Source organism: Massilia sp. LC238 (assembly GCF_000735635.1).
In the GTDB taxonomy this organism is placed as follows: domain Bacteria; phylum Pseudomonadota; class Gammaproteobacteria; order Burkholderiales; family Burkholderiaceae_D; genus Telluria; species Telluria varians.
In genome coordinates this window covers 1-21,471 of record NZ_JNNN01000066.1, presented here as the reverse complement: position 1 = coordinate 21,471, position 21,471 = coordinate 1, and the positions used below count along the sequence as shown (strand labels likewise).

Genomic DNA, 21,471 nt, shown 5'->3' with positions numbered 1-21,471 from the left:
GTAAACATACGAATCAGCCCGCACCGCATTGCAATTTTGCTACACTTAACAGCTTGAACCAAAGCCGATTGAAGAAGATGCCAACCCTCCGCCGTCTGCCCCAGAATATCCCCGTTCCGCTGCTGGCCATCGCCGGCGCAACGCTCTGTTTTGCCCTCGCGCTGGCCGTGCCGAAGCGCGCCACCGCCAAGGACGAGAAGCCGGCCGCGCCGACGCCCGCGCTCACCGTGACCACCGGCCAGCCGTCCACCACCACCCTGCCGGTGGGCTTGACCGCCAACGGCAGCGTCGCCGCCTGGCAGGAAGCCGTCATCGGCAGCGAATCGAACGGCCTGCGCCTGAGCGAAGTGCGGGTGAACGTGGGAGACGTGGTCAAGAAGGGCGAGACCCTGGCCGTGTTCGCCAGCGAGACCGTGCGCGCCGACGTCGAGCAGGCGCGCGCGGCGCTGCAGGAAGCCCAGGCCAACGCCAGCGCCGCCAAGGCAGACGCCGACCGGGCGCGCGCCCTGCGCAGCTCCGGCGCGCTGAGCGAACAGCAGGTCACCCAGCTCCTGACCGCAGAACGGACTGCCGCCGCGCGCGTGAGCGCCACCCGGGCGACGCTGTCCCAGCAGGAACTGCGCCTGCGCCAGGCCACCGTGGTCGCCCCAGACAGCGGCATCATCTCGAGCCGCAGCGCCACGGTCGGCGCCGTCACCGGCCCGGGCACCGAACTGTTCCGCATGATCCGCCAGGGCCGCCTCGAATGGCGCGCCGAAGTCACCTCGAATGACCTGGGCCGCATCAAGCCGGGCATGCGCGCGGCGGTGCGCGCCGCCAGCGGCAGCGAGATCGTCGGCAAGGTACGCACCGTGGCCCCGACCGTCGACCCGCAGACCCGCCTGGCGCTGGTCTACGTCGACCTGCCGCCTTCGCTGTCAAGCAATGCGCCGCTCAAGGCCGGCATGTTCGCCAGCGGCCGCTTCGAACTGGGCGCCACCAGCGCCCTCACCGTGCCGCAGCAGGCGCTGGCGGTGCGCGACGGCTTCAGCTACGTGTTCCGCCTGAACGGGGACAACCGGGTGAGCCAGCTGAAGGTCAGCACCGGCCGTCGCCTGGGCGATCGGGTCGAGATCGTGGGCGGGCTGGCCGCAGGCACCCCGATCGTCATCAGCGGCGCCGGTTTCCTGAACGACGGCGATCTGGTGCGCAATGTGCCGCCGCCGGCCGCACCGGCGAAGGCGGCGCCGGCTCCGGCGCCGCGCCAGACCGCGGCACGCTGAGCGGAGCACCCCCATGAACTTTTCTGCTTTATCGATCCGCAACCCGATCCCGGCGATCATGCTGTTCGTCCTGCTCACGGTGGCGGGGCTGCTGGCCTTCAAGGCCAGCAAGATCCAGGACTTCCCGGATATCGAACTGCCGATCGTGACCGTCGCCGCCACGCTGGAAGGCGCGGCGCCGGCCCAGCTCGAGACCGAGGTGGCGCGCAAGATCGAGGATTCGGTCGCCACCCTGCAGGGCGTCAAGAACATCTATACCAAGGTGCTGGACGGCGTGGCCACCGTCACCATCGAATTCATCCTGGAGAAGGACCTGTCCGACGCGGTCAACGACGTACGCGACGCGGTGGCGCGGGTGCGTGCCGACCTGCCGCCCGAGATGCGCGAGCCGAGCGTGACCAAGGCGGCCACCGCCGGCCGCGTGGTCGCCACCTTCACGGCCGAAGCGAGCAAGACGGCCGGCAGCGCGATGGACGACCAGGAACTGAGCTGGTTCGTCGACAACGACGTGGCCAAGCGCCTGCTGAGCGTGCCCGGCCTGGGCGCGGTCAAGCGGGTGGGCGGCGTGACCCGCGAAGTCCGGGTCGAACTCGACGACCAGCGCATGGCGGCGCTGCGGGTGTCGGCGCTGGACATCTCGCGCCAGCTGCGCAACGTGCAGCGTGAAGCGCCGGGCGGACGCGGCGACGTCAGCGGCGCCGAGCAGTCGGTGCGCACCATCGCCACCGTGCAGTCGGCGCAGGAACTGGCGCAGATGGATATCCCGCTGCCGGACGGCCGCCACGTGAAGCTCGGGCAGGTCGCCACGGTCCTTGATACCGTGGCCGAGCCGCGCTCGATCGCCGAGCAGGACGGCCGCAAGGTGGTCGGCTTCGAGGTGTTCCGCACCCGCGGCGCAGGCGAGGTGGACGTGGCCGAAGGCGCGCGCGCCGCGGTGGCCCAGCTGCAGAAGGAAAACCCGAGCGTGGTGCTGCGCGAGGTGATCGACAACTCGGGACCGGTGCAGGAAAACTTCGACGCCTCGATGGAGATGCTGTACGAAGGCGCGGTGCTGGCGGTGCTGGTGGTGTGGTGGTTCCTGCGCGACTGGCGCGCCACCCTGGTGGCCGCGGCCGCGCTGCCGCTGTCGGTCATCCCCGCCTTCCTCGGCCAGTACCTGTTTGGCTACACGCTCAACATGGTGACCCTGCTGTCGCTGGCGCTCGTCATCGGCGTGCTGGTGGACGATGCGATCGTCGAGATCGAGAACATCTCGCGCCACCTGCGCATGGGGAAAACCCCGATGCAGGCGGCGCTGGAAGCGGCCGACGAGATCGGCATGGCGGTGATCGCCACCACCTTCGCCCTGGTCGCGGTGTTCCTGCCGACCGCCTTCATGGGCGGCATTCCGGGCAAGTTCTTCAAGCAGTTCGGCTGGACCGCGGTGATCGCGATCCTGGCCTCGCTGGTCGTGGCGCGCCTGCTCACGCCGATGATGGCGGCCTACATCCTCAAGCCGTCCAAGCACCACGGCGAAGAGAATGACGGCCCGCTGATGCGGCGCTACATGACGGCCATGCAGTGGTGCCTGCGCCACCGCATGGCGACCGCGATCGGCGCCGCCGTCTTCTTCTTCGGCTCGATCGCGCTGGTGCCGCTGCTGCCGACCGGCTTCGTGCCGCCGGCCGACCGCTCGCAGACCATGGTGACGGTGGAACTGCCGCCCGGTTCGACCCTGGCCGAGACCCACGCCGTCGCCGAGCAGGCGCGCCTGGCGGCCATGCAGGTCGAGGGCGTCAAGGGCATCTTCAGCTCGATCGGCGGCGGTTCCAGCGGCGACGCTTTTGCCCCGGGTGCGGCGGCGGAAGCGCGCCGCGCCGTGCTGACCGTGACCACCGTCGACCGCCACGACCGCGACGTGGGACTGTCCGAGATCGAGCGCGCACTGCGCGTCAAGATGTCGCAGATCCCGGGCGCGCGTTTCAACGTCGGCGCCCCCGACACCGGCACCAAGCTGCAGCTGGTGCTGCGCAGCGAAAACCCGGAACTCCTGACCACGACAGCGCGCCAGGCCGAGCGTGAACTGCGCACCCTGCAGGGCATCGGCAACGTCAGTTCCAGCGCCTCGCTGGTGCGGCCCGAGATCATCGTGCGCCCGGACTTCGCGCGCGCCGCCGACCTCGGCGTGACGGCCGCCGCCATCGGCGAGACGGTGCGCGTGGCCACTGCCGGCGACTACGACATCTCGCTGTCCAAGATGAACTTGGACGAGCGCCAGGTGCCGATCCGCGTCAAGCTGCCGGACGCGGTGCGCGCCGACCTCGATGCGCTGGGCCGCCTGACCGTGCCCGGAGCGCGCGGACCGGTGCTGCTGGCCAACGTCGCCACCATCACGGTGGAAAGCGGTCCGGCCGAGATCAACCGCCTGAACCGCACCCGCAACGTGACCCTCGACGTCGAGCTGCAGGGCCGCTCGCTGGGCGAGGTCAATGCCGAGGCGCGCGCCCTGCCGGTATTCCAGAAGCTGCCGCCGGGCGTGCAGATCGCAGAACTGGGCGACGCCCAGGAAATGCAGGCGCTGTTCGCCAGCTTCGGCGTGGCGATGCTGATCGGCGTGCTGTGTATCTACGGCGTGCTGGTGCTGCTGTTTAACGACTTCATGCAACCGGTGACCATCCTGGCCGCGCTGCCGCTGTCGATCGGCGGCGCCTTCGTGGCCCTGCTGCTCACGCAGAACGCGCTGTCGATGCCGACCATGATCGGCCTGATCATGCTGATGGGGATCGTGACCAAGAACTCGATCCTGCTGGTCGACTATGCGATCCTGGCGCGCGAAGCGGGCATGAACCGCTTCGACGCCCTGGTCGACGCCTGCCACAAGCGTTCGCGCCCGATCGTGATGACGACCATCGCCATGGGCGCCGGCATGATGCCGCTGGCGCTGGGCCTCTCGGGCGACCCCAGCTTCCGCTCGCCGATGGCGGTGGCCGTGATCGGCGGCCTGATCACCTCGACCTTGCTGAGCCTGCTGGTGGTGCCGGCGGTGTTCACTTACGTGGATGACTTCGAGCACTTCATGAAGCGCCAGATGGGACGGATGCGCCGCAAGCAGGTGGCGGCGCCGGTGAAGGAGCCGGTGTCGGATCCAGTGAAGTGAGGCCATGCGTAGGGTGGTCGGCTCTGCCGACCGCGCGTCCAGCTAGTGCCTGAATAAAAATACGGTCGAACGGAGCAAGCTCAGTTTGAACGAAAAAACCCCGGCAGGGCCGAAGCCCGCCGGGGTTTTTATTTGATGGCTTGCGCCGATCAGTCGCGATAGTAGCGGTATTCGCGACGCTCGGTGGTGTCGCTGCTGCTCAGCAGCTTGGCCAGCAGGAAGCCGACGCCAGCCGCGACCAGCAGGGCGGTGCCCGGGTTGGTCTTGACGTACTCGGTGCTCTTGGTCGAGTAGTTCTGGTAGGTCTCGCCCAGCTGGCCCTTGCGCTGGCCCAGGCTTTCCGAGGCGCCGCTCAGCATGCCGCTCAGGCGATCGACGCCGGCGTGTGCGGTACTGACCAGGCGATCGACCAGCGGCTGCGCGCCTTGTGCGAGCTGGTCGATTTTCTCGTGCGCCTTGTCCGGGGTGATGTTCGACATGGCAGCCTTGATGCCGCCCTGCGACTGGTCGCCGCCCGAGGTCGAACCCGACGATTGTGCGCTGGCGCCGCCCATGCTGCCGCTGCTGCTGGCGGTGGTGCCGGCGCTGCTGCCGGTGGTGCTGCCCGAGGTGCTGCCGCTCGAGCCCAGGGCGCTGTTGCCGCCGGTCGAGCTGCCCAGGCTGCCGCTGCTGCCGGCTGCGCTGGAACCCGACGAGCCGCTCTGCTGGCTGCTGGAGCTGGAGCTGCCCAGGTTGCCCGAGCTCTGCGAGCCGCTTTGCATGCTGCCCGCGTTGCTGGTGCCGCCGACGGCGCCGTTGCTGCTGCCGATAGCCGGCTTGGCGCTGCTTGGCGAGGCGTTGGCGCTGCCGAGGCTGCCCGACGAACCGCTCTGGCTGCTGCCCGAAGCGCTGCTACCCTGGTTCAGGCCGGAAGTCTGGCTTTTACCAATGCTCGAACCTGCACCCTCGCGGCTTGCGTCGCTGCCTTTTCCCTCGGTAGATTTCTGATTATCCATGATGTATCCCTCGTAAAAATGTAGACCAACGCGATTAGACCGATACCCGACTATCACCACATTCTTCCTCGATTCCGCCTCAAACGGCGCGAGGGACGACGATTGACTGCGCTATCTCAAGACAGAACTTTGTTTCTTGCTCCAGGTCCATTCTCATGAATCGAGACCCGAAGCCAGCGCAAAAGTTCCGCTATTAGCGCAGACGTCCTCGTCGCTGCGTGAGCGGTCGCCTGTGGCGGTCCGAAAACGCGCGCAGTATCGGACACTGCGTCGCGATACAAAAAATACAACAGCCGTGCTCCCGGGACCGTGCGTTGCCTAACAGAGCCGTGCCATCCACGGGGAGGAGGCGAATCCGCTTGCCTTTCACCTCATCTGCGCTATCATATGAATGATAATCATTCTCATTTACAGGAGAAAGTATGTGCGACAAACACGCTCCGCAGGCCGCCGACGCATCGCAAGGGGGATCGCGCCGCCGCCGCGTCTGGGAACTCAGCCAGGCCAGCCATTGCCCGCTGGTCGGCGTCGCCCTGCCGTTGCCTGCCCTGCGCAAGCTGGTGGAACGGGTCACGGGCGGCCGGCTGCTGCACGACGACTACGACATCCACGTCGGCGCGGTCAGCGAGTGCGCCCTGCGCAATCCGTTGTCGGAAGCGCTGCAGAAGGAGCTGGAGCGGCGCTACGCCGCCGACGTCGCGCGCTTCCGCTCGGCCAGGAGCACGGAGGAAGTGGGCGCACTGTGGGTGCAGGCGGTCGACGCCGGCAAGGTGCCGGGCGCGTTCTGGGCCGCCCTGAGCCATGCGCGCTGCACGCCCGCACTGGAACAGCAGATGTGCCGCGACATCCACATGGTGCAGCACCAGGCCGGCGCCTGCGCCCGTGCCGACATCGACAAGGTCCAGGCCCTGGCGGCCGAGCATGCCCGCCTGGTGCGCGAACTGGCCCGGACGCAGGGCCGCTGCCAGGCGCTGTTACAGGAGAAGAGCGCGCAGGCCGAACGCTACGAGCAGCAGCTGATGGCCGCGCGCGCCGCGCTGATCGCGAAGGACACCGACATCCACCAGTTGCGCTCCGAACTGGCCCGGCTGCAGGCGGAAGTGCCGGAACTGGAGACGCGCCAGCGGCTTGCGAATCGCGTGGCGCAGATGGAGGAACGGGAAGCGGCGCTGCGGGCCCAGGTGGCCGCATTGAAAGCGGCACGCCATGCGCCCCCGGATGCACCGGCGCCGGCGGGCGATTCGCCGGCGGACATGCCGGCCGTGCCGACCGAAGTCCCGGTGCGGCTGGTGAACCGCAGCGTGCTGTGCGTGGGCGGGCGCAGCGGCAGCGTGCCGGTTTACCGCAACGTGATCGAGCGCGTCGGCGCCCAGTTCGCGCACCACGACGGCGGCCTGGAAGACAGCGCCGGCCAGCTCGATGCCAGCCTGGCGGCGGCCGACCTGGTGATCTGCCAGACCGGCTGCATCAGCCACCATGCCTACTGGCGGGTGAAGGACCATTGCAAGCGCACGGGCAAGCGCTGCATTTTTGTCGACAACCCGAGCGTGTCGAGCCTGGTGCGCGGGCTGCAGGAGGCAGCCCTCTGATCCGTGACGCGGCCGTTCAATCGCGCGACTTTCCTAAAAGTAAACTGGTAAACTTACAATATTTACATTTTACAAATTAGATGAAGGTCTGATGACGGCACAAAAAATCGTATCTGATCGCATTGCCATGCTCAGGTATCTCATGATCGTCGGCGTAGTTATCCTGCATACCCCACCTTACGTGCCCATCACCGAGATCGGTCCGGGAATCTTCGACTTCATCAAGGCATTTTTCCAGAACGCCGCCTTTCGGGCCACGGTACCAGTCCTGACGCTCATTTCCGGCTATCTCCTGTTCCGCTCCGGACTGGACCAGGACTGGAGGCGATTGTTCAACAAGAAGGCACGCACGATCGCCCTGCCTTTTTTCGTATTCAACCTGCTCGTGCTGGCTGGAGCCTTTGCAGCCCAGCATCTGCTTGGTCTTCGCATGAGCTATCAGCTCATTCCTTTCGATACGCAAACCTGGCTCGATGCTGCCTTCGGAATGTCTGCGTCGCCGATCAACTACCCGCTTAATTTCCTGCGCGACCTGATCGTCCTGATGGTATGCGCGCCTCTGCTGGGGTTCATCCTGCGCAACTGGGCCTGGCCCGGATTCGCGGCGGTATTTCTCATCTCTTTCAATAATCTGGACGGAACGCTGATCCTGCGCGAGGTCATGCCGATCATGTTCTACCTCGGCGGCATGGCGGCGACACGCAACTGGAACCTGCTGGCCCTGGACCGCTACGCCCTTCCCTGCCTGGGACTGCTCGTTGTCCTGTGCGCGTGCGTGGTTCACTTCCAGGTCGGTAACACCACCTATTTCCGCTTCGTCGCCCCTTTCCTCATCTGGTCCGCGACTGCGCTGCTGCACAATACCCGGCCGGGCCGCTGGCTGCAGTCCCAAAGCAAAGCCAGCTTTTTCATCTTCCTGGCCCATGCGCCTTTGCTGCTGGTGTCGTCGGTGGCGTACCAGAAGCTCGGTCACGACATACCTTACCCACTCTACTGGATTGCGACACCCGTGCTGATCATCGCCATCCTGAGCCTGGCCTACCGCACGTTCATGCGCATTTGCCCGCGCCTGTTCGCACCGTTGATCGGGGCCCAGACGCCGGGTCCGCACAGCACGGCTCCTTCCCTGGGCGCTCCCGCACGTGTAGCACCCTGATCCGGAAGCCTGGACACTTCGTGGACAGCTTGAGCGTGTCGAGCCTAGCCGGGGCTGCCGGCTTTGCCGGGCACGACCGGCGGCATGGGGGCGGCTTTCACCGGCGCCAGCGACAGGGGCCGTTCCACTAGCAGGAACAAGGCCATCGAGGGGAGCAGCGTCCATGCGAACAGCACAGGCAGGAGGACAAGGAACATCCGCCCGGATGGCAGCACCATGAACGCGGCCTTGAGCGCCAGTCCATGGATCAAATAATAGGAATAGCTCATATTGCCCAGGCGCCGCATCGGCGTCCAGGTGAAGATCCGGGCCAGCCAGCCCTCCGATTGCACGAAACAATGCAGGCAGAACAGGTAGAAGCCGACGAACAGGACGAGGATCTCGATGCTGCCCCCTACCGGCAGCATGGTCACCGCCAGGCCCAGGACCAGGGCCAGCGCGCCGACCACGCCACCGGGAGCGCTGCCCCGCTTGACCGCTTCGTGCAGCAGCATCCCCGACATGAACATGATCAGGCGCAGGTGGCCGCCGAACGCGACGCAATAGATGACGGTCAGGATCGCCATCGCCAGGATGACGGCAACGCGCCGGTTCGCCTCCAGCGGGCGCAGGAACAGCACCGCGACCGGCATCACCAGGTAGTAGAACATCTCGTAGCTCAGGGACCAGGCCACCGTGATCATCGGTTCGATCGGCAACATTCCCGGAAGGAGCAGCAAGTTCTGGAGCAGGTACCAGAACGCGCCCTCCTGCGGGATCTTGCTCTGGTCAGGGAACACGAAGGACAGCACGCAGTAGGCGGCGAAGACGGCGAGGAAGGCGGGATAGATGCGCTGGATGCGCCGCCCCATATAAGGGAGGAAAGCCTGCTTGCGCGCCATCAGGCTGCCGTAGATGAGGAAACCGCTCAGGACGAAGAACAGGTCCACGCCGGCGTTTCCCATGCTGTGCAGCAGTCCCGACAGCCACACCTCGCCGGCGGGATCGGCCAGGGTCGCGTAATGCACCAGGAAGACGAGGAACACCGCGAAGCCGCGCATGCCCTCCATCGAACGCAGATTATTGCCCGCTACTTTTCTCGAAAGTTCAAACTTGTTCATGGCCGCACTCTCCGTTCTATGCCACCAGCATGCCCCGCGCTCCGGGTAGTATTGTATTGACGCCCTGGCAAACTCAAGCAAGTATAGATGATGCTGAGCAGGTATTTCGAGCGCAAAAAGAAAAAGGCCACATGCTTGCACATGTGGCCTTTTCTCTCTTGCTGGTGCCGCTGACCGGAATCGAACTGGTGACCTTCGCATTACGAATGAGAAGTTCAGTGTATATCGATGTGTTGATCAGCATATCGGAAATATGGAAATACTATAAAATTCAGTAACTTATATGATTTCCCCATCAACCTTGTGTTGATTGCGTTACACAACTATACTCATAGCTGGGTTACACAGCGGTTACACGGCACTCAGCTATATGGCAAAAATTAAATTCACTGCAGCGCGCGTTGAGGGATTCACTTGTCCGCCCAGCAGCAAGCAAGCGTTCATGTGGGACGCTACCGCGCCATGCCTTGGTCTACGCGTAGTCTCCAGTGGAGCCAAGGCCTACGTTTTCCAGGCCAAGCTCAACAATCAAACCATTCGCATGACGATCGGCTCGCCGTCGACATGGGATATCGCCAGCGCCCAAGCGGAGGCGCGTCGCCTCAAAGTGCTTGTCGACAGCGGGCACGACCCGAGAGTGCAGAAAGCCGAGCTTGTCGCTGAGCAGGCAGCAAAGCGCGACGCCAGCCGCCGCGCCGAGACGCCCGCACGCGAAGCATGGGACCTCTATATGACGGCCCGGAAGACTCGGTGGAGCGCCCGTACCCTGCTGGACCACCAAAGGCTGGTCGATCCGGGTGGTCGTCAAAAGACCCGTGGGCGTAAAAAGGGGGAAGGAGAAACCACCTTGCCCGGCGTGCTGGTCTCGGTGCTCGCTCGTCCTCTGCGTGACATCGATGCCGAACATGTGCGGCAATGGCTAAATGGTGAAACGCACAGGTCTACCGTAGCGATGAACGCTTTCGTTCGCTTACGTGGGTTCCTGAACTGGTGCGCCATGCGAGCCGAGTATAAGACCGAAATCAGCCCCAACGCATGCGCTTCATGCGTGGCCAAGGATGAACTTCCCAAGCCTGCGGCCAAGTCGGATTGCCTCCAGCGCGAACAATTGGCCCCATGGTTTGAACAAGTCCGAAAAATCCAGAACCCTGTCGCCAGCGCCTACCTGCAAGCCCTCCTGCTGACAGGCGCCCGTCGCGAGGAAATGGCTGGGCTGCGCTGGACAGATGTGGACTTCAAGTGGGGCACGATGATCTTGCAAGACAAGGTAGAGGCCAACCGGACGATTCCGTTGACCCCCCATGTGTCCGCGCTGCTGAATGCCCTGCCCCGCACGAATGAGTGGGTTTTCAGCAGCCGAACCGCTGCCAGCGGACGCATCCAGGAGCCACGTAAGGCGCATAACAATGCATTGGATGCGGCTGAGCTGCCGCATGTGTCGATCCACGGCTTGCGCCGCTCGTTTGGCACGCTGAGCGAGTGGGTGGAGTGCCCCGCAGGTGTGGTGGCGCAAATCATGGGCCACAAGCCCAGCGCCATCGCAGAAAAGCACTACATCCGCCGGCCAATCGATTTGCTGCGTATGTGGCACACGAAGATTGAGGTATGGATGCTGGAGCAGACCGACGTCGAGTTCCGGAAGGATGAGGAAGCATCTGCCGCATAGGCACAGGCAGCAACCGATAACTCGTTGCCCCCTACTGCCACAACCTTTCGCTATGCCCCTCGTTGTAACGTTGACGCTCTGCTCGGCTACTGCTAGGGTGCTGATCCCGTTGCGCGAGGTGGAGATGCATATTAGCGAAGTTTGTTCGATTATCGAGGCCGTCCAGATCCTGAGCGCTTTGACCAAGCGCGTTTGGACCGTGGACGAAGTCATCCATGCAGTAATTCGTCTTCGTCTCCCGGTCTACGCGGCTGCGCCATATGATGCGTCGATCGTGTCCAAGCGATATGTTGACGATCGCCTGGTCGTTACGGACGAGCCTTCGGTGAGTGCTCAATACGTCACGCTGTTGCAAGCCGAGATCGAGGAGCTCGCCTATAGCCCCGGGCCCCAGGTTGTCACGGATCGACCGGCCTGGCGCTGCGGAGACAAACCGTACTACTCTTGGGATAGCATCGCCGCGTTTCGCCAAGGCAACCATCGTGTGCTCGCCTATTGGGAAACCGAGCAAGGGGAATGGATGGGAGAGTCGAACGAGTATTTCTTCTCCAAGCCAGTGCAAGTCACCGCGCAGTCTACGTTTGTCGTGCCACGTCATACTGTTGCAGAACTGGCAAAGGATGATGTCCTGCGCCATGCTCAGTTGGGAGAGGCCTCCAGCAGCGAACGTGCCCAGCCAGCTCCGCTGGCCCAGGCGCCGGCGTCGGCAGGGAACAGCGCGAATCGTAGCCGAGTGAATAAAGCTACCCCTTTGGGCATTACGAAAACTCAGGTTCTGACAGCGTTTTCCGGTCTCGCCAGCATCGACCTTGCAAAAGCGCTTGCTAACGGTAAGGGGCTGTACAGCAAGGACCAGGCAAAGGTGGTGAGCGGCACTCCCGGGAGTCGCCACGCTGCACTTTGGGACCCCGTCATTCTCGCTGCCGGATTTTATGAAAAATATCGCGCCCCGAGATCAAAACTGAACAGGATGTTCATGGAACATCAGTTTTTGGCGCCGTGGCGGGAAAAGTGGAACGAGGTGGCGGAGGATCTGCCCTAAAAAGCTGACTCTTCGGCTTAGGGTAACGCTTACCTGAATACGGCAGGTAGGCAGCCCTGACTCGCTGCACCTGCCATAGCAACCTGCCACACACCTGCCACACACTTGGCTTGTAACCCGCATAAAACCATCAGGGAAATGCCATTCCCCCGAGCTTGAAAACAGTGGCAATTGAATCTGAGCGCTCCTAAACACGCATCAACATAAAGGAGCTTCAGATGCACACGTCACATACGGTAGTCCACCCCGATCCCATGGCACTCAGCGAGCGCCCGGACGTCACGAACAAAAAGTATCCCGCACTCGACGCTCAGGTGCGCATCGCTGTGTCCACGGCAGAAGCTGCCTTCCATCTCGGCCGTAAGCCGCAAACCCTGCGCAAGTGGGCATGCTTCGAGGACGGCCCGATCCGCCCGGTCCGCATCAATGGCCGCCTCGCGTGGCCGGTGGCACAGATCAAGCAACTGCTGAACAAGGGGGACGCATGATCACGTCCCTCCTGTTCCAAGACGATAACTGCGCACCCGTCATTGTGTGCAAAGCAAACCCGCGCACAAAAACGAAGCACGCTGCGGCACGCTATGCAGCCCAAGTCGCCTTCCTCCGCACTGTCTACGGCCACCAGCCAACCAAGGGTGTGGTCGCTGGCTACGTCAGCAGCGTCGCGATGGAAGGCAGCATCGTCGCCATCGAGGTTGCCTTCCACCAGCACGGCTATTTCAAGGGCGTGTTCGAGTTGCCCGTCCACGCGATCAAGTTCCAAGGCCAGAGCGTGTCCACGACCAGTGACGCGGCAGACTGGATCGGCCAGCACGTGGTGCTGAACGTTATCAATCGCTACAAGCTCGACGGCGTCTTCCTGTCGAACGTTGCTGCCATCAGCATCGAAGGCGGCGGCAAGTGGACGGCACCGACGTGCGAGTCGCTGGCTGAGCCGGAGGCGTAATCACGATGTGGACCACTGAATCCCCCAGCGCCGTGGTTGAGAGTACGCCCCCCGAAGTCATCGACGGTGCCTCGATGGCGACCGCGGTAGTGGAAGTGACGTCTGATGTGGCGCCCACTTCCACGGGCGTCGAACAGCGTGCAGCAGCAGTAACGATCCTGACCAATGACAACGGCAACCTGACGAAAACCTTCTTCCTGGATGAGGGTGGCACCGTACAAAAGCAAGCTGCAGCAAAGTTGGTCTACGGCCGCTACCAAGTGCGCCACGCTCCCGACCTCGATGCGCTGAACACCATCCTCGACTCCCTGGTGCCCACCCAAGCTGTGACGTACGGCCGCCCCGTGACCGCCGAAGGCGTGGTGGTGGCTCAAAGCGTGAAAGGCCCCTCTGCCGGTGCTATCACGCGCACCCGAGAGAATTTCCAGTTCGGTGAGGATGCCGGCGTCCTGATGCTGGACTATGACCCGCCCAAAGATCAGGTTGCATTCTCCCCATCGGAACTGCTGCAGACTGTCCGTGGCTGCTATGGGGTGCTCAATAAGGTTGCCATGCTGTGGCGGGCGAGCGCGTCTTCCGGTGTCAACGGCCGGGGCATTACTGGCCAGCGCATCTACCTCATCGTCAGCAAGGCAAGCGAGATCCCGCGCATTGGCAAGGTAATCTTCGATCGCCTGTGGCTGGCCGGTTTCGGCTACTACGCACTCAGCAAGTCCGGTCAGTTGCTGGAGCGCGCGCCGATTGATCCGTCGGTGTGGAAACCGGAAGGCCTCGACTTCGCCGCCAAGCCGGTGCTGAACAACGGCATTACGCGCGCTTCCTACGAGAGCGAGATTACTGGGGACGACCTGTTGGATGCGGCTCAGGTGCAGGAGCTGACGGCGGCCGAGATCGTCGAGTTGAAGGCGATCAAATCGGCAGCTCGCGCGGCTATGACTCCCCACGTTCAGACGGCAAAAGAGGAGTACATCAAGAAGGTTGCTCCAATGATGGCCGAGCAGCTGAAGCGCCTGAATGTCGATGCCGATTCGGCGGCAATCAGCGTGATGCTTGACCGTGCTACCGCGCAGCGCACCTTGATGGGCAACTTTCCATTGCTCACCGCCGAGCGTAAATGGGTCACTGTGGGTGCCGTATTGGACAACCCGGACAAATGGCACGGTACGCGATTCGCGGACCCGCTGGAACCGGAGGTTGATGGACGTGTTGCATGGGTTAACCTGCGCAGCGGCGGAAAACCATACCTGTACTCGCACCTTCACCACGGGACCAAATACCGTCTGGAGCGCGCACCGGCATTGATTGAAGTAACCGCAGGCGAATTGCCGCGCATGGTGGACTCCATGGCCTTGTTGCTGAAGAAAACGGGCCAGATGTACGAGCGGGCAGGTGTCATGGTTCGCGTCAATGAGGAAGGGAAAATCGTCCAAGCCATTGCGACGTGGATGAAGGTCTTCGTGCATCGCCACTGCCGATTCGAGCAATTCAATGAACGAAAGAAGGAGATGGTTGTCGCCGAATGCCCGCAAGGTGTCATCAACGGCCTCCTGGCTAATGCCGCGCAAACTCGCATGCCACGCCTGACTGCTGTCCGCGATGTCCCGACCATGGACGCAAGCGGTCGCGTCATTGCAGCGCCTGGCTACGATGAGCAGTCGGGTCTCCTGCTCATCAGCGAACAGTTCTCCAAGTGGCCGGCTATCCGTAAGGCACCTTCGGTCAGCGATTTGGGGACTGCGCTGCAAACCCTGTGGAAGCCATTCCAGCAGTTCCCGTACGTGTCGGCTGCAGACAAATCTGTCGTTCTGGCAGCGGTGCTGACTGCAGCGGTTCGTTGCTGCCTGCGAACCGCGCCTGGCTTCGGTTTCAGCGCTACGGCGCCGGGCACCGGAAAGACGTTGCTGGCGCAATGCATCGGTGCCTTGTATGACGGCACTGCGCCGGCGGTGAGCGCACCGATCACGCACGAAGAGGAATGGCAGAAAAGCCTGTTCAGCTCCGCCCTGGCGGGCGCCGGAACTCTGCTGTTCGACAATGCCGAGCATGCAATCGAATCGGCCAGCCTGTGCGCTGTCACCACGGCGCCGGCTATCAAAGGCCGCGTCCTCGGCGAGTCGCGCGAAGCTGAGGCTGAACACCGCCTACTGGTCCTCGCGACTGGGAACGGCCTGCAACTGGTCGGTGACTTGAATCGCCGATTCTTCACTTGCCGGCTGGATGCACAGGTCGATTCCTCCAAGGTGGCTGGCCGCCAGTTCGATTTGGAACCACTCGGCTACTGCCTCCAGAATCGGCTGGCGATGATCACCGCGGCACTGACGCTGATCCAGGGGTACGTCAATGCAGGATTCCCAGCTGTTTGCGACGGGCTGGCGTCGATGGACGATTGGAACAAGCTGGTCCGCTCCACCATCGTGTGGCTGGCCCAACAGGGTGTCACGAAAGGCTTTGTTGATCCTAAAGTTGCCTTGCTGCGCGACAGCGCGAACGACCCGGAAGCTGCGGCTTTGGCAGGCGTGCTCGAAATGGCGAAGGCCACGTTCGGCCGCAATGGAAAGTTCACTGTCGCCGAGCTGATCAAACGCTCGGCAGGAACCGAGGGCTGGGCCGATCTGCTGAGAGATATCGCTGGCGACCAACGGGGTGTCGATGCGCGCCGTCTCGGTCAGTGGTTGCTGAAGCGTGAAGGGCGGATCAGCAACCGATTGAGCATCAAGCGCGCAGGCCTCAACCGCACCAAGACGGTGCTGTGGGGTATTAGCGAGGCCTAGTAAGCGATCGCGCAGGGATGCAGGGATCTGCAGGGATGTTTTTACTCTAAGTCAGTTTGAGTTTCAGAACAAGCTGTTAGCAGAAAGACGTGGAGTTTTACCCCTGCAATCCCTGCACCCCTGCGCACTCTTGCAAAAAGCCGCTCGAATAAATCTCCTACCTCGACAATGAAAGCAATCTACATAAAAGGTTGACGACAATGAAAATTAAGAAGCCTGCGGTCCACAACACCGCTCTCTTGGAGTTCCACCGCCGCTGGCCGCTCAAAGCGGATTACCTGGACGTTCCTCGCGAAATGATCGTGCAGCTGATCGAGAAGTTCATTGCTGTGTATGGCACGGGCCACTTGCTGGAACGCGGAAATTTCCGGCAGCTCTCGTGGATCAGCCCAGCGGGCTTCGACGCACTGGACTTGCACCAAGCGCTGGAGGTAATTATCGATACCGTCAACGTGCGCTGCGATGATGACGACGACGCGCAGGGGATCAAAGCCCAGCTGGAACAACATCTGGGCCCACTCAACGGCTACATCGCTGTGCGCCTGCGCGGTTGGCCCTTCGTGATCCAGCCGCAAGCAGCTGCACGATAACAGCGATCCAACATTTCACACGCGAACCCGGCATGCATGTGCCTGGTTCGCTTTTGTTTTAGGTAGACGGAGTGAAAAAAGCAAAGGCACCTCGAGTACCGATCCTCGAAAATGCGTTTGAGGTGAACCTGCCGAAACTGATGCGGGCAGCGAAAGCCACAGGCGATGCGCGCGTCGTTCTCAACGATGGAGCTGAGCGGGCAGTGGCGATGCTCACCGAGACGCGCCTAGCAATCTTTGTGGGCGGCCGGTCTTGGGTAGTCGACGTCGTAACAGTCCAGTGCTTAAAAGGCCGGTTGAGGCACCTCCTGAAGTGCCCTCGCGCGCACGAGGGAAAATTTCAATCCTTATACTACCGCAGCGGTGAATTGGCTTGTAGGCACTGTCATGCATTGCGATACCAGACAAACGTCGCAGCTAATGCCGTTCAGAGGGCGCGGTTTGCACGCTCAAAATTGTTGTCTTTGATGGGCGCCGCGCCAAGCGAATCTGTCGAGCGCCAGCCGTATAAGTGGCGTAGCAAACATGCACGGCTATCAATTCGCTTGGAGCAGCTAACGACAGTTCATTATCAAGCTATACGAGCATGGCTACAGCGAGATCATCTTGAGTAGGTCATCCTCTCCACTGAGTGCAACCGGTATTGCGTAAGAGACGAGCCAATCAATCCACGAAGCCGGCCCGCAAAGTGTTGAACTTCAATAACGAGGGTCGGTCTTTTTCATACACCTCCCGGTAACACAGTAGCAATTGCCGCAATAATCCTGTCACGGTCCTCGGCAGTGAGGCAAAGTCGACACCATTCAGTTGCCATCGTTTCCCATACACTTGCGGAACTCTTTACAACCCTGTCGCCGACGTAGGCGGGCCAACGATGGAAGTCAGGCGTCTTTACAGCGTCGTCTAAATAGGTATGAAGATCGCCAGCACCGATTCCAAATCGTTCGTGCAAACTACCCCAGTTCTTTTGCTTTAGATCTGTGAAAACTACGCGTTCAGGTGCGTCAGTCCCTGGCATCCGAACGCACCCTGGCGATTCAGGCTGATCGCCGTCCAGCACCCCAATGCCAGCGTGTGACAGTTTTCCACCGGCTGCCAGGTCGCCCATCATCTTCACGACATTCGCAGGGCCCACGGAAGAAATCTTGATGCGCGACAGGATAGCGGCGCCATCCCCATGCCGTGCAATGATCTCCCTCAGCCATACCTCCGCTGACCGATCTTCAACATATAAAAATGCTTCTGGATGAACAATCTCATCCAGTTTAGTAAGGGCAAATTCCGGACTTGCACCATACAGAACACTTGGGCCTTCTGAGGTAGGCAGTAAGAGCACCCTTGCCTCGGGTGGTAATTCTTCAAGAACGTAAGGACTATGAGTCGATACAATTATTTGCACACGGCGCTCCCGGCTCAACTTCAACAAGAAGTTGATCAAGCGCCGTTGTGCACGAGGGTGCAGGGAAGCCTCGACTTCATCAATAATGACCAAGGCATTTTTCGGTACCTCTTGAAGCGCACGCATGAGGTCGAGGGTAGTATCTTCCCCAGCTCCTTGGTGAAACTGAGAAATTTCACCAAACTCCCGCTGCAAAAGTCCAACAGGTCTTTTCTCACTGACGTCTGGTGCAGCGAAGCGCGCATTCGTATAGTCTCTGTTTAGAACATGAGATAGGTGCCCTCTGAACTCATCAGACAAGGCTTTTGTTGAGATCTCTCCGGCGGCTAACCGAGCAACCTTTGCGTATCCTGCGGTGGCGTCTAGTGGAAGTGTGCGTGCGACGTCGAACCAGTAAATTCCACGGCTGATTCTTTTCTCCGGAAAGCTCCATCGTTTTGTTCGCTTGCGAATACTGAATTCAGTGGTTTTCTCGCCGGTCTTCACCACATATCCCAGTGTGATTCCGGCCAGCGTGTCCCAGTGCGTGTCTAAGAAGAAGTCGGAAGGGAAATATCCCATATCTCCTGTTTTATCGTATGCGGCAGCCGCTGCCTTCAGTAAAGTGCTCTTTCCTGCACCGTTTTCACCAACCAGGGCTACAACTGGAAACTTGAACTGAACTGATTGGCCCTTCCATCCCCGTAGCCCCGCTATGTCAACCCTCTCCAAAAATTGGGGCCAGAGACCACCTTGAAATTGGTCACGAATACGATTGATTTCTGCCCCATCCATTTGCAAACTCCATTTAGGTTAATGCGGAGTAATAGACCAGTTCCGTTGCAAATTGTCAATGTTCGGCCAGATTTAATGCGCTAGGAGTAGGGTAAAGGTTTAAGTTCACTCTGTTGAAAACCGATCGTTTATCAACACCAATCAACACAACGATATTGCAATGTTGGAAAAATAGCCATTCAATATATCAACATGTTGATTTATACTGATACCGTTTTCCAACATCTAACGGAGCGGTATATGGCGATATTCGGGTATGGACGGGTCTCCACGGCGGAGCAAACAGCCGACAACCAGCGGCTTGAGATCGAGCGCGCAGGATATGCGGTTGAGTACTGGTTCGCTGACGTAGTGAGTGGCAAGGCCCATGCAACCCAGCGCAAGCAGTTTAGCGAGATGCTGTCCAAATTAAGAAAAAAAGACACCCTCGTGGTGGCCAAATTGGATCGGCTTGGTAGAGATGCGCCGGACGTGCTTGCAACGATAAAAACGCTGGCCGATCTCGGTGTTGAGGTTGTTGTGCTCCAGCTCGGCAAGCTGGATCTGACGTCGCCAGCGGGCAAGCTCATGCTGGCGATGTTAGCTGCTGTCGCAGAGATGGAACGCGACCTGATCGTTGAGCGAACCCAGGCCGGACTCGCACGGGCAAAGGCTGATGGTAAGACCCTTGGCAGACCGTCCAAAACGACACCTGAGCAGCGACAGGCCATGGCACAGGGCTATGCGAACAAACAGAGCGTGAGCGCGTTGGCGAAGCTCTATGGCGTTTCTCGGGCGACCGTCTTGACCATTGTGAGACCAGTTGAATCCGCGAGTTAGCACCATATGACACTCTCTGCACTTTGTTCGGCGTCGTGCAATGAATGATTTTTGCGAAGCTGAAGGATATCGCGACCTTTGACCAGTAAAATTGACTGACAAATCCGACCGAAAGGAAAGTTATGTCAGTCAATAAAGTGATTCTTGTGGGCAATTTAGGCCGGGATCCCGAAGTCCGGTACATGCCTCATCGCGATACGGTCTCGTCAATTTACTCCGATTATTGTGTGAGTCGAGCAGTAGCGCGCGACGGGCAGAAGAAGCCAGCGCATGCGGGGTTATCGTCAAAGAAAAAAGCAGAAGCATCTGCTGTCGCCAGCGTCGGCGAAGGGGCGGTAGCACTAGGCGCAGATGCCAGCGGCGGATCAGACGACGACGGTGATGGTGATGGCGATAGCGATGGCCCCCGACGTCCACTTAAGCCCTTCCACACTGCCCTTCTCACGCCCCCACTCTCCGCATCACCATCGCGCAACCTTGCGCGTGCCACACGGCGGAAACCCAAGCCTAAATTAGACCCTGCTGTAGCCATGCATGCTCATGGGTTGCTCGCGCTCGTCCTGATCTTGATACTTACCCTCGTTGCGGCCTTCGGCTTTGTCCTCCTTGAGCGCGACGGTCTAGCATATGTTTCTCTTGGACTTGCTGGAGGTGAAGGTTGGGCACTGGCTCGTTGCTTAGTCAAACCGAAATGATAGACGATCAACCACGTCATGCTCCGGCCGAAGACCGGCACCGCCTCCTGCTTCGGCTTTGAGTACTGCAGCGTCTAGCGCACCCGGATCGTCCGCTGCTCTATAGCTTGATCCAGCAACGTTCTTATGGTGCTAGAAAAGGCTCGGCACATATGGCTCCCCCCTCCCCGGGGGGAGGGGAAAAGCCCACCCCCCACCTTGGGTATCTGTATCGGTCCGATCGTCAAAAATTTTTTGGACGGCGTATAGAAAAATTTTTATTCAGTCGCAGACGCATAATTTTTTTTAGCATCCAAAACATGCTTCGGCTTACAGACACGTAAGTAGAGTGAGGGCAGCACGAACAACGTGAGCAACGTGGTGGAAATCAAGCCACCGATAACCACCGTTGCAAGGGGGCGTTGTACTTCAGCCCGTGCGCCGCTTGCAAGTGCCATCGGGACGAAGCCAAGGGATGCCACCAGCGCAGTCATCAGGACGGGCCTGAGGCGGCGGAGCGCCCCTGCCCTGACCGCCTCGCGTATTGGAAGTGTCTTTGCCAAGTCATCGATTGCGCCGATCATCACCAGGCCGTTCAAAACTGCCCCCTCGAAAGAGCGATAAACCCTACGGCAGCCGAGATCGAGAACGGTAGACCTCGCATCCAGAGTGCCACAATACCGCCGATGAATGCCAGCGCCCCCCCTGTAAAGACGACCGCAGCCGCGCGCCAAGACCCGACTGCAGAGTACAGCAACCCAATGATGTCGGCGAAGCAGGCTGGAACGACAATGCCTAAGCGAAGACGTGCGCGCTCAAGGTTCTCGAACTGGCCACCCCATACCAGTCAAACGCCTGGTGGCCGCTGTACCTTGGCGTTAATCGCCGCTTGGGCGTCCTCCACGACACCCGCGATGTCGCGCCCCTGTACGTTTGCCTGTACCACGACACGGCGTTTGCCGTCCTCGCGGCTGATCTGGTTTGGCCCTATACCCGTTTCGAGTGAGGCCACGGTGCCCAGTGGTACAAAACTACCGCTCGGCGTTATAACGGGAATCTGCCGCAGCATCTAGATGTCGTTTCGCCGAGGGCTACTCAGCTTGACCACGACATCGAAGCGGCCATCGCCTTCGTACACCGTGCCTGCCTCGCGCCCTGCAACGGCGGCGGCCAGGGTATCGAAGACTTCCTGCGCGGTCAGGCCAACGCGCTCCATCGCGTCGCGATCTGGCTAGACCCTGAGCAAGGGCCGGCCTTCGACCTGCTCTACCTGTACGTCTTCAGCCCTCGACCATTCGTAATTGCGGGGCAACCTGCTCTGCCGTGCGCAGCATTGTCGGATAGTCGTCTCTGAAAATCTTGACCGCGATATCGCCGTGGACTCCGGCCAGCAGTTCGTTGAAGCACATTTGTATCGGTTGGGTCTGTTAGGGCAAAGTTGTAATGTCCGGATCTAGCAAAGTTGAAATGTCCGCTTTTTGCTAGATGACTCATGCTGTCGACTCCGAATCGTTTGGAGTCCAGTGTGAGCAAATCCGGGAGCATTACGATG

17 protein-coding genes and 2 pseudogenes are annotated in these 21,471 nt (G+C 60.9%); 13 read left to right on the top strand and 6 right to left on the bottom strand.

What is annotated here, in order from left to right; translation table 11 throughout:
• Positions 1-77 precede the first annotated feature (77 nt).
• Together FG94_RS17895 and FG94_RS17890 are read left to right on the top strand one after the other, a co-directional pair.
• Positions 78-1,262 (top strand): efflux RND transporter periplasmic adaptor subunit, encoded by a 1,185-nt coding sequence (locus FG94_RS17895; protein ID WP_036214715.1) that lies wholly within the window; start codon positions 78-80, stop codon positions 1,260-1,262.
• Positions 1,263-1,275: 13 nt separating this feature from the next.
• A complete protein-coding gene (locus FG94_RS17890; protein ID WP_036214411.1) occupies positions 1,276-4,398 on the top strand; it encodes an efflux RND transporter permease subunit in 3,123 nt (1,040 codons plus the stop codon).
• Between the two features lie 149 nt (positions 4,399-4,547).
• On the opposite strand, the gene FG94_RS17885 is transcribed toward FG94_RS17890, so the two are convergent.
• A complete protein-coding gene (locus FG94_RS17885; RefSeq protein WP_036214409.1) occupies positions 4,548-5,393 on the bottom strand; it encodes a YqjD family protein in 846 nt (281 codons plus the stop codon).
• Positions 5,394-5,815: 422 nt separating this feature from the next.
• On the opposite strand from FG94_RS17885, the gene FG94_RS17880 reads away from it, so the two are divergent.
• Positions 5,816-6,982 (top strand): DUF2325 domain-containing protein, encoded by a 1,167-nt coding sequence (locus FG94_RS17880; protein ID WP_036214407.1) that lies wholly within the window; start codon positions 5,816-5,818, stop codon positions 6,980-6,982.
• A gap of 91 nt (positions 6,983-7,073) precedes the next feature.
• The gene (locus tag FG94_RS17875) at positions 7,074-8,138 is read left to right on the top strand and encodes an acyltransferase (RefSeq protein WP_036214405.1); all 1,065 of its coding nucleotides are present in this window, start codon (positions 7,074-7,076) and stop codon (positions 8,136-8,138) included.
• Positions 8,139-8,182: 44 nt separating this feature from the next.
• On the opposite strand, the gene FG94_RS17870 is transcribed toward FG94_RS17875, so the two are convergent.
• Positions 8,183-9,238 carry an acyltransferase gene (locus tag FG94_RS17870; protein ID WP_036214403.1) on the bottom strand — a complete coding sequence of 352 codons (1,056 nt, stop codon included), beginning with the start codon at positions 9,236-9,238 and terminating at the stop codon, positions 8,183-8,185.
• A gap of 29 nt (positions 9,239-9,267) precedes the next feature.
• Between FG94_RS17870 and FG94_RS27385 the strand changes: the two genes are divergently transcribed.
• The 7 genes from FG94_RS27385 to FG94_RS17840 all read left to right on the top strand — a co-directional run bounded on the left by FG94_RS27385 (position 9,268) and on the right by FG94_RS17840 (position 16,253).
• Positions 9,268-9,516: a hypothetical protein gene (locus FG94_RS27385; protein WP_152571030.1), complete on the top strand. Its 249-nt coding sequence runs from the start codon at positions 9,268-9,270 to the stop codon at positions 9,514-9,516.
• Positions 9,517-9,680: 164 nt separating this feature from the next.
• Positions 9,681-10,904, top strand: coding sequence for an integrase family protein (locus FG94_RS17865; protein WP_307188125.1), 1,224 nt, complete (start codon positions 9,681-9,683; stop codon positions 10,902-10,904).
• 124 nt (positions 10,905-11,028) lie between these two features.
• Positions 11,029-11,946 carry a hypothetical protein gene (locus tag FG94_RS26150; protein ID WP_152571029.1) on the top strand — a complete coding sequence of 306 codons (918 nt, stop codon included), beginning with the start codon at positions 11,029-11,031 and terminating at the stop codon, positions 11,944-11,946.
• 218 nt (positions 11,947-12,164) lie between these two features.
• The gene (locus tag FG94_RS17855) at positions 12,165-12,434 is read left to right on the top strand and encodes a helix-turn-helix domain-containing protein (protein WP_229445984.1); all 270 of its coding nucleotides are present in this window, start codon (positions 12,165-12,167) and stop codon (positions 12,432-12,434) included.
• On the top strand, positions 12,431-12,892 hold the full coding sequence (locus FG94_RS17850; protein WP_036214398.1) for a hypothetical protein: 462 nt from the start codon (positions 12,431-12,433) through the stop codon (positions 12,890-12,892). The genes FG94_RS17855 and FG94_RS17850 overlap by 4 nt, the downstream gene beginning before the upstream one ends.
• Before the next feature lie 5 nt (positions 12,893-12,897).
• Positions 12,898-15,663, top strand: a complete 2,766-nt coding sequence (locus tag FG94_RS17845; protein ID WP_036214396.1) for a hypothetical protein — start codon at positions 12,898-12,900, stop codon at positions 15,661-15,663.
• Positions 15,664-15,863: 200 nt separating this feature from the next.
• Positions 15,864-16,253 (top strand): hypothetical protein, encoded by a 390-nt coding sequence (locus FG94_RS17840; protein ID WP_036214394.1) that lies wholly within the window; start codon positions 15,864-15,866, stop codon positions 16,251-16,253.
• A 721-nt stretch (positions 16,254-16,974) separates the two neighbouring features.
• On the opposite strand, the gene FG94_RS26745 is transcribed toward FG94_RS17840, so the two are convergent.
• Positions 16,975-18,426, bottom strand: coding sequence for an ATP-dependent endonuclease (locus FG94_RS26745; RefSeq protein WP_081926065.1), 1,452 nt, complete (start codon positions 18,424-18,426; stop codon positions 16,975-16,977).
• A 192-nt stretch (positions 18,427-18,618) separates the two neighbouring features.
• Here FG94_RS26745 and FG94_RS17830 point away from each other — a divergent pair, with 192 nt between their 5' ends.
• Together FG94_RS17830 and FG94_RS28310 are read left to right on the top strand one after the other, a co-directional pair.
• Entirely contained in the window at positions 18,619-19,245 is a 627-nt protein-coding gene (locus FG94_RS17830; RefSeq protein ID WP_229445983.1) for a recombinase family protein, read from the top strand.
• Positions 19,246-19,367: 122 nt separating this feature from the next.
• Positions 19,368-19,443 (top strand): annotated as a pseudogene (locus FG94_RS28310) (single-stranded DNA-binding protein); the annotation flags it as partial.
• Between the two features lie 754 nt (positions 19,444-20,197).
• Here FG94_RS28310 and FG94_RS28480 read toward each other — a convergent pair.
• The 3 genes and pseudogenes from FG94_RS28480 to FG94_RS28470 all read right to left on the bottom strand — a co-directional run bounded on the left by FG94_RS28480 (position 20,198) and on the right by FG94_RS28470 (position 21,328).
• Complete coding sequence (locus tag FG94_RS28480; RefSeq protein WP_267872341.1) at positions 20,198-20,518, bottom strand: efflux RND transporter permease subunit; 321 nt, start codon at positions 20,516-20,518, stop codon at positions 20,198-20,200.
• Positions 20,515-21,135, bottom strand: a pseudogene (locus FG94_RS28475) (efflux RND transporter permease subunit). Before FG94_RS28475 ends, FG94_RS28480 begins: the two are co-directional and overlap by 4 nt.
• 64 nt (positions 21,136-21,199) lie before the next feature.
• The gene (locus FG94_RS28470; RefSeq protein WP_267872340.1) at positions 21,200-21,328 is read right to left on the bottom strand and encodes a hypothetical protein; all 129 of its coding nucleotides are present in this window, start codon (positions 21,326-21,328) and stop codon (positions 21,200-21,202) included.
• Between the last annotated feature and the right edge of the window lie 143 nt (positions 21,329-21,471).

Coding starts and splice junctions, on each gene's coding strand:
- FG94_RS17855 (WP_229445984.1), top strand. CDS start 12,165: ATGCACACGTCACATACGGTAGTCCACCCCGATCCCATGGCACTCAGC.
- FG94_RS17865 (WP_307188125.1), top strand. CDS start 9,681: ATGTGGGACGCTACCGCGCCATGCCTTGGTCTACGCGTAGTCTCCAGT.
- FG94_RS17880 (WP_036214407.1), top strand. CDS start 5,816: ATGTGCGACAAACACGCTCCGCAGGCCGCCGACGCATCGCAAGGGGGA.
- FG94_RS17890 (WP_036214411.1), top strand. CDS start 1,276: ATGAACTTTTCTGCTTTATCGATCCGCAACCCGATCCCGGCGATCATG.
- FG94_RS17840 (WP_036214394.1), top strand. CDS start 15,864: ATGAAAATTAAGAAGCCTGCGGTCCACAACACCGCTCTCTTGGAGTTC.
- FG94_RS27385 (WP_152571030.1), top strand. CDS start 9,268: ATGCCCCGCGCTCCGGGTAGTATTGTATTGACGCCCTGGCAAACTCAA.
- FG94_RS28470 (WP_267872340.1), bottom strand. CDS start 21,328: ATGTGCTTCAACGAACTGCTGGCCGGAGTCCACGGCGATATCGCGGTC.
- FG94_RS26150 (WP_152571029.1), top strand. CDS start 11,029: ATGCATATTAGCGAAGTTTGTTCGATTATCGAGGCCGTCCAGATCCTG.
- FG94_RS17885 (WP_036214409.1), bottom strand. CDS start 5,393: ATGGATAATCAGAAATCTACCGAGGGAAAAGGCAGCGACGCAAGCCGC.
- FG94_RS17830 (WP_229445983.1), top strand. CDS start 18,619: ATGTTGATTTATACTGATACCGTTTTCCAACATCTAACGGAGCGGTAT.
- FG94_RS17850 (WP_036214398.1), top strand. CDS start 12,431: ATGATCACGTCCCTCCTGTTCCAAGACGATAACTGCGCACCCGTCATT.
- FG94_RS17895 (WP_036214715.1), top strand. CDS start 78: ATGCCAACCCTCCGCCGTCTGCCCCAGAATATCCCCGTTCCGCTGCTG.
- FG94_RS26745 (WP_081926065.1), bottom strand. CDS start 18,426: ATGGATGGGGCAGAAATCAATCGTATTCGTGACCAATTTCAAGGTGGT.
- FG94_RS17870 (WP_036214403.1), bottom strand. CDS start 9,238: ATGAACAAGTTTGAACTTTCGAGAAAAGTAGCGGGCAATAATCTGCGT.
- FG94_RS17845 (WP_036214396.1), top strand. CDS start 12,898: ATGTGGACCACTGAATCCCCCAGCGCCGTGGTTGAGAGTACGCCCCCC.
- FG94_RS17875 (WP_036214405.1), top strand. CDS start 7,074: ATGACGGCACAAAAAATCGTATCTGATCGCATTGCCATGCTCAGGTAT.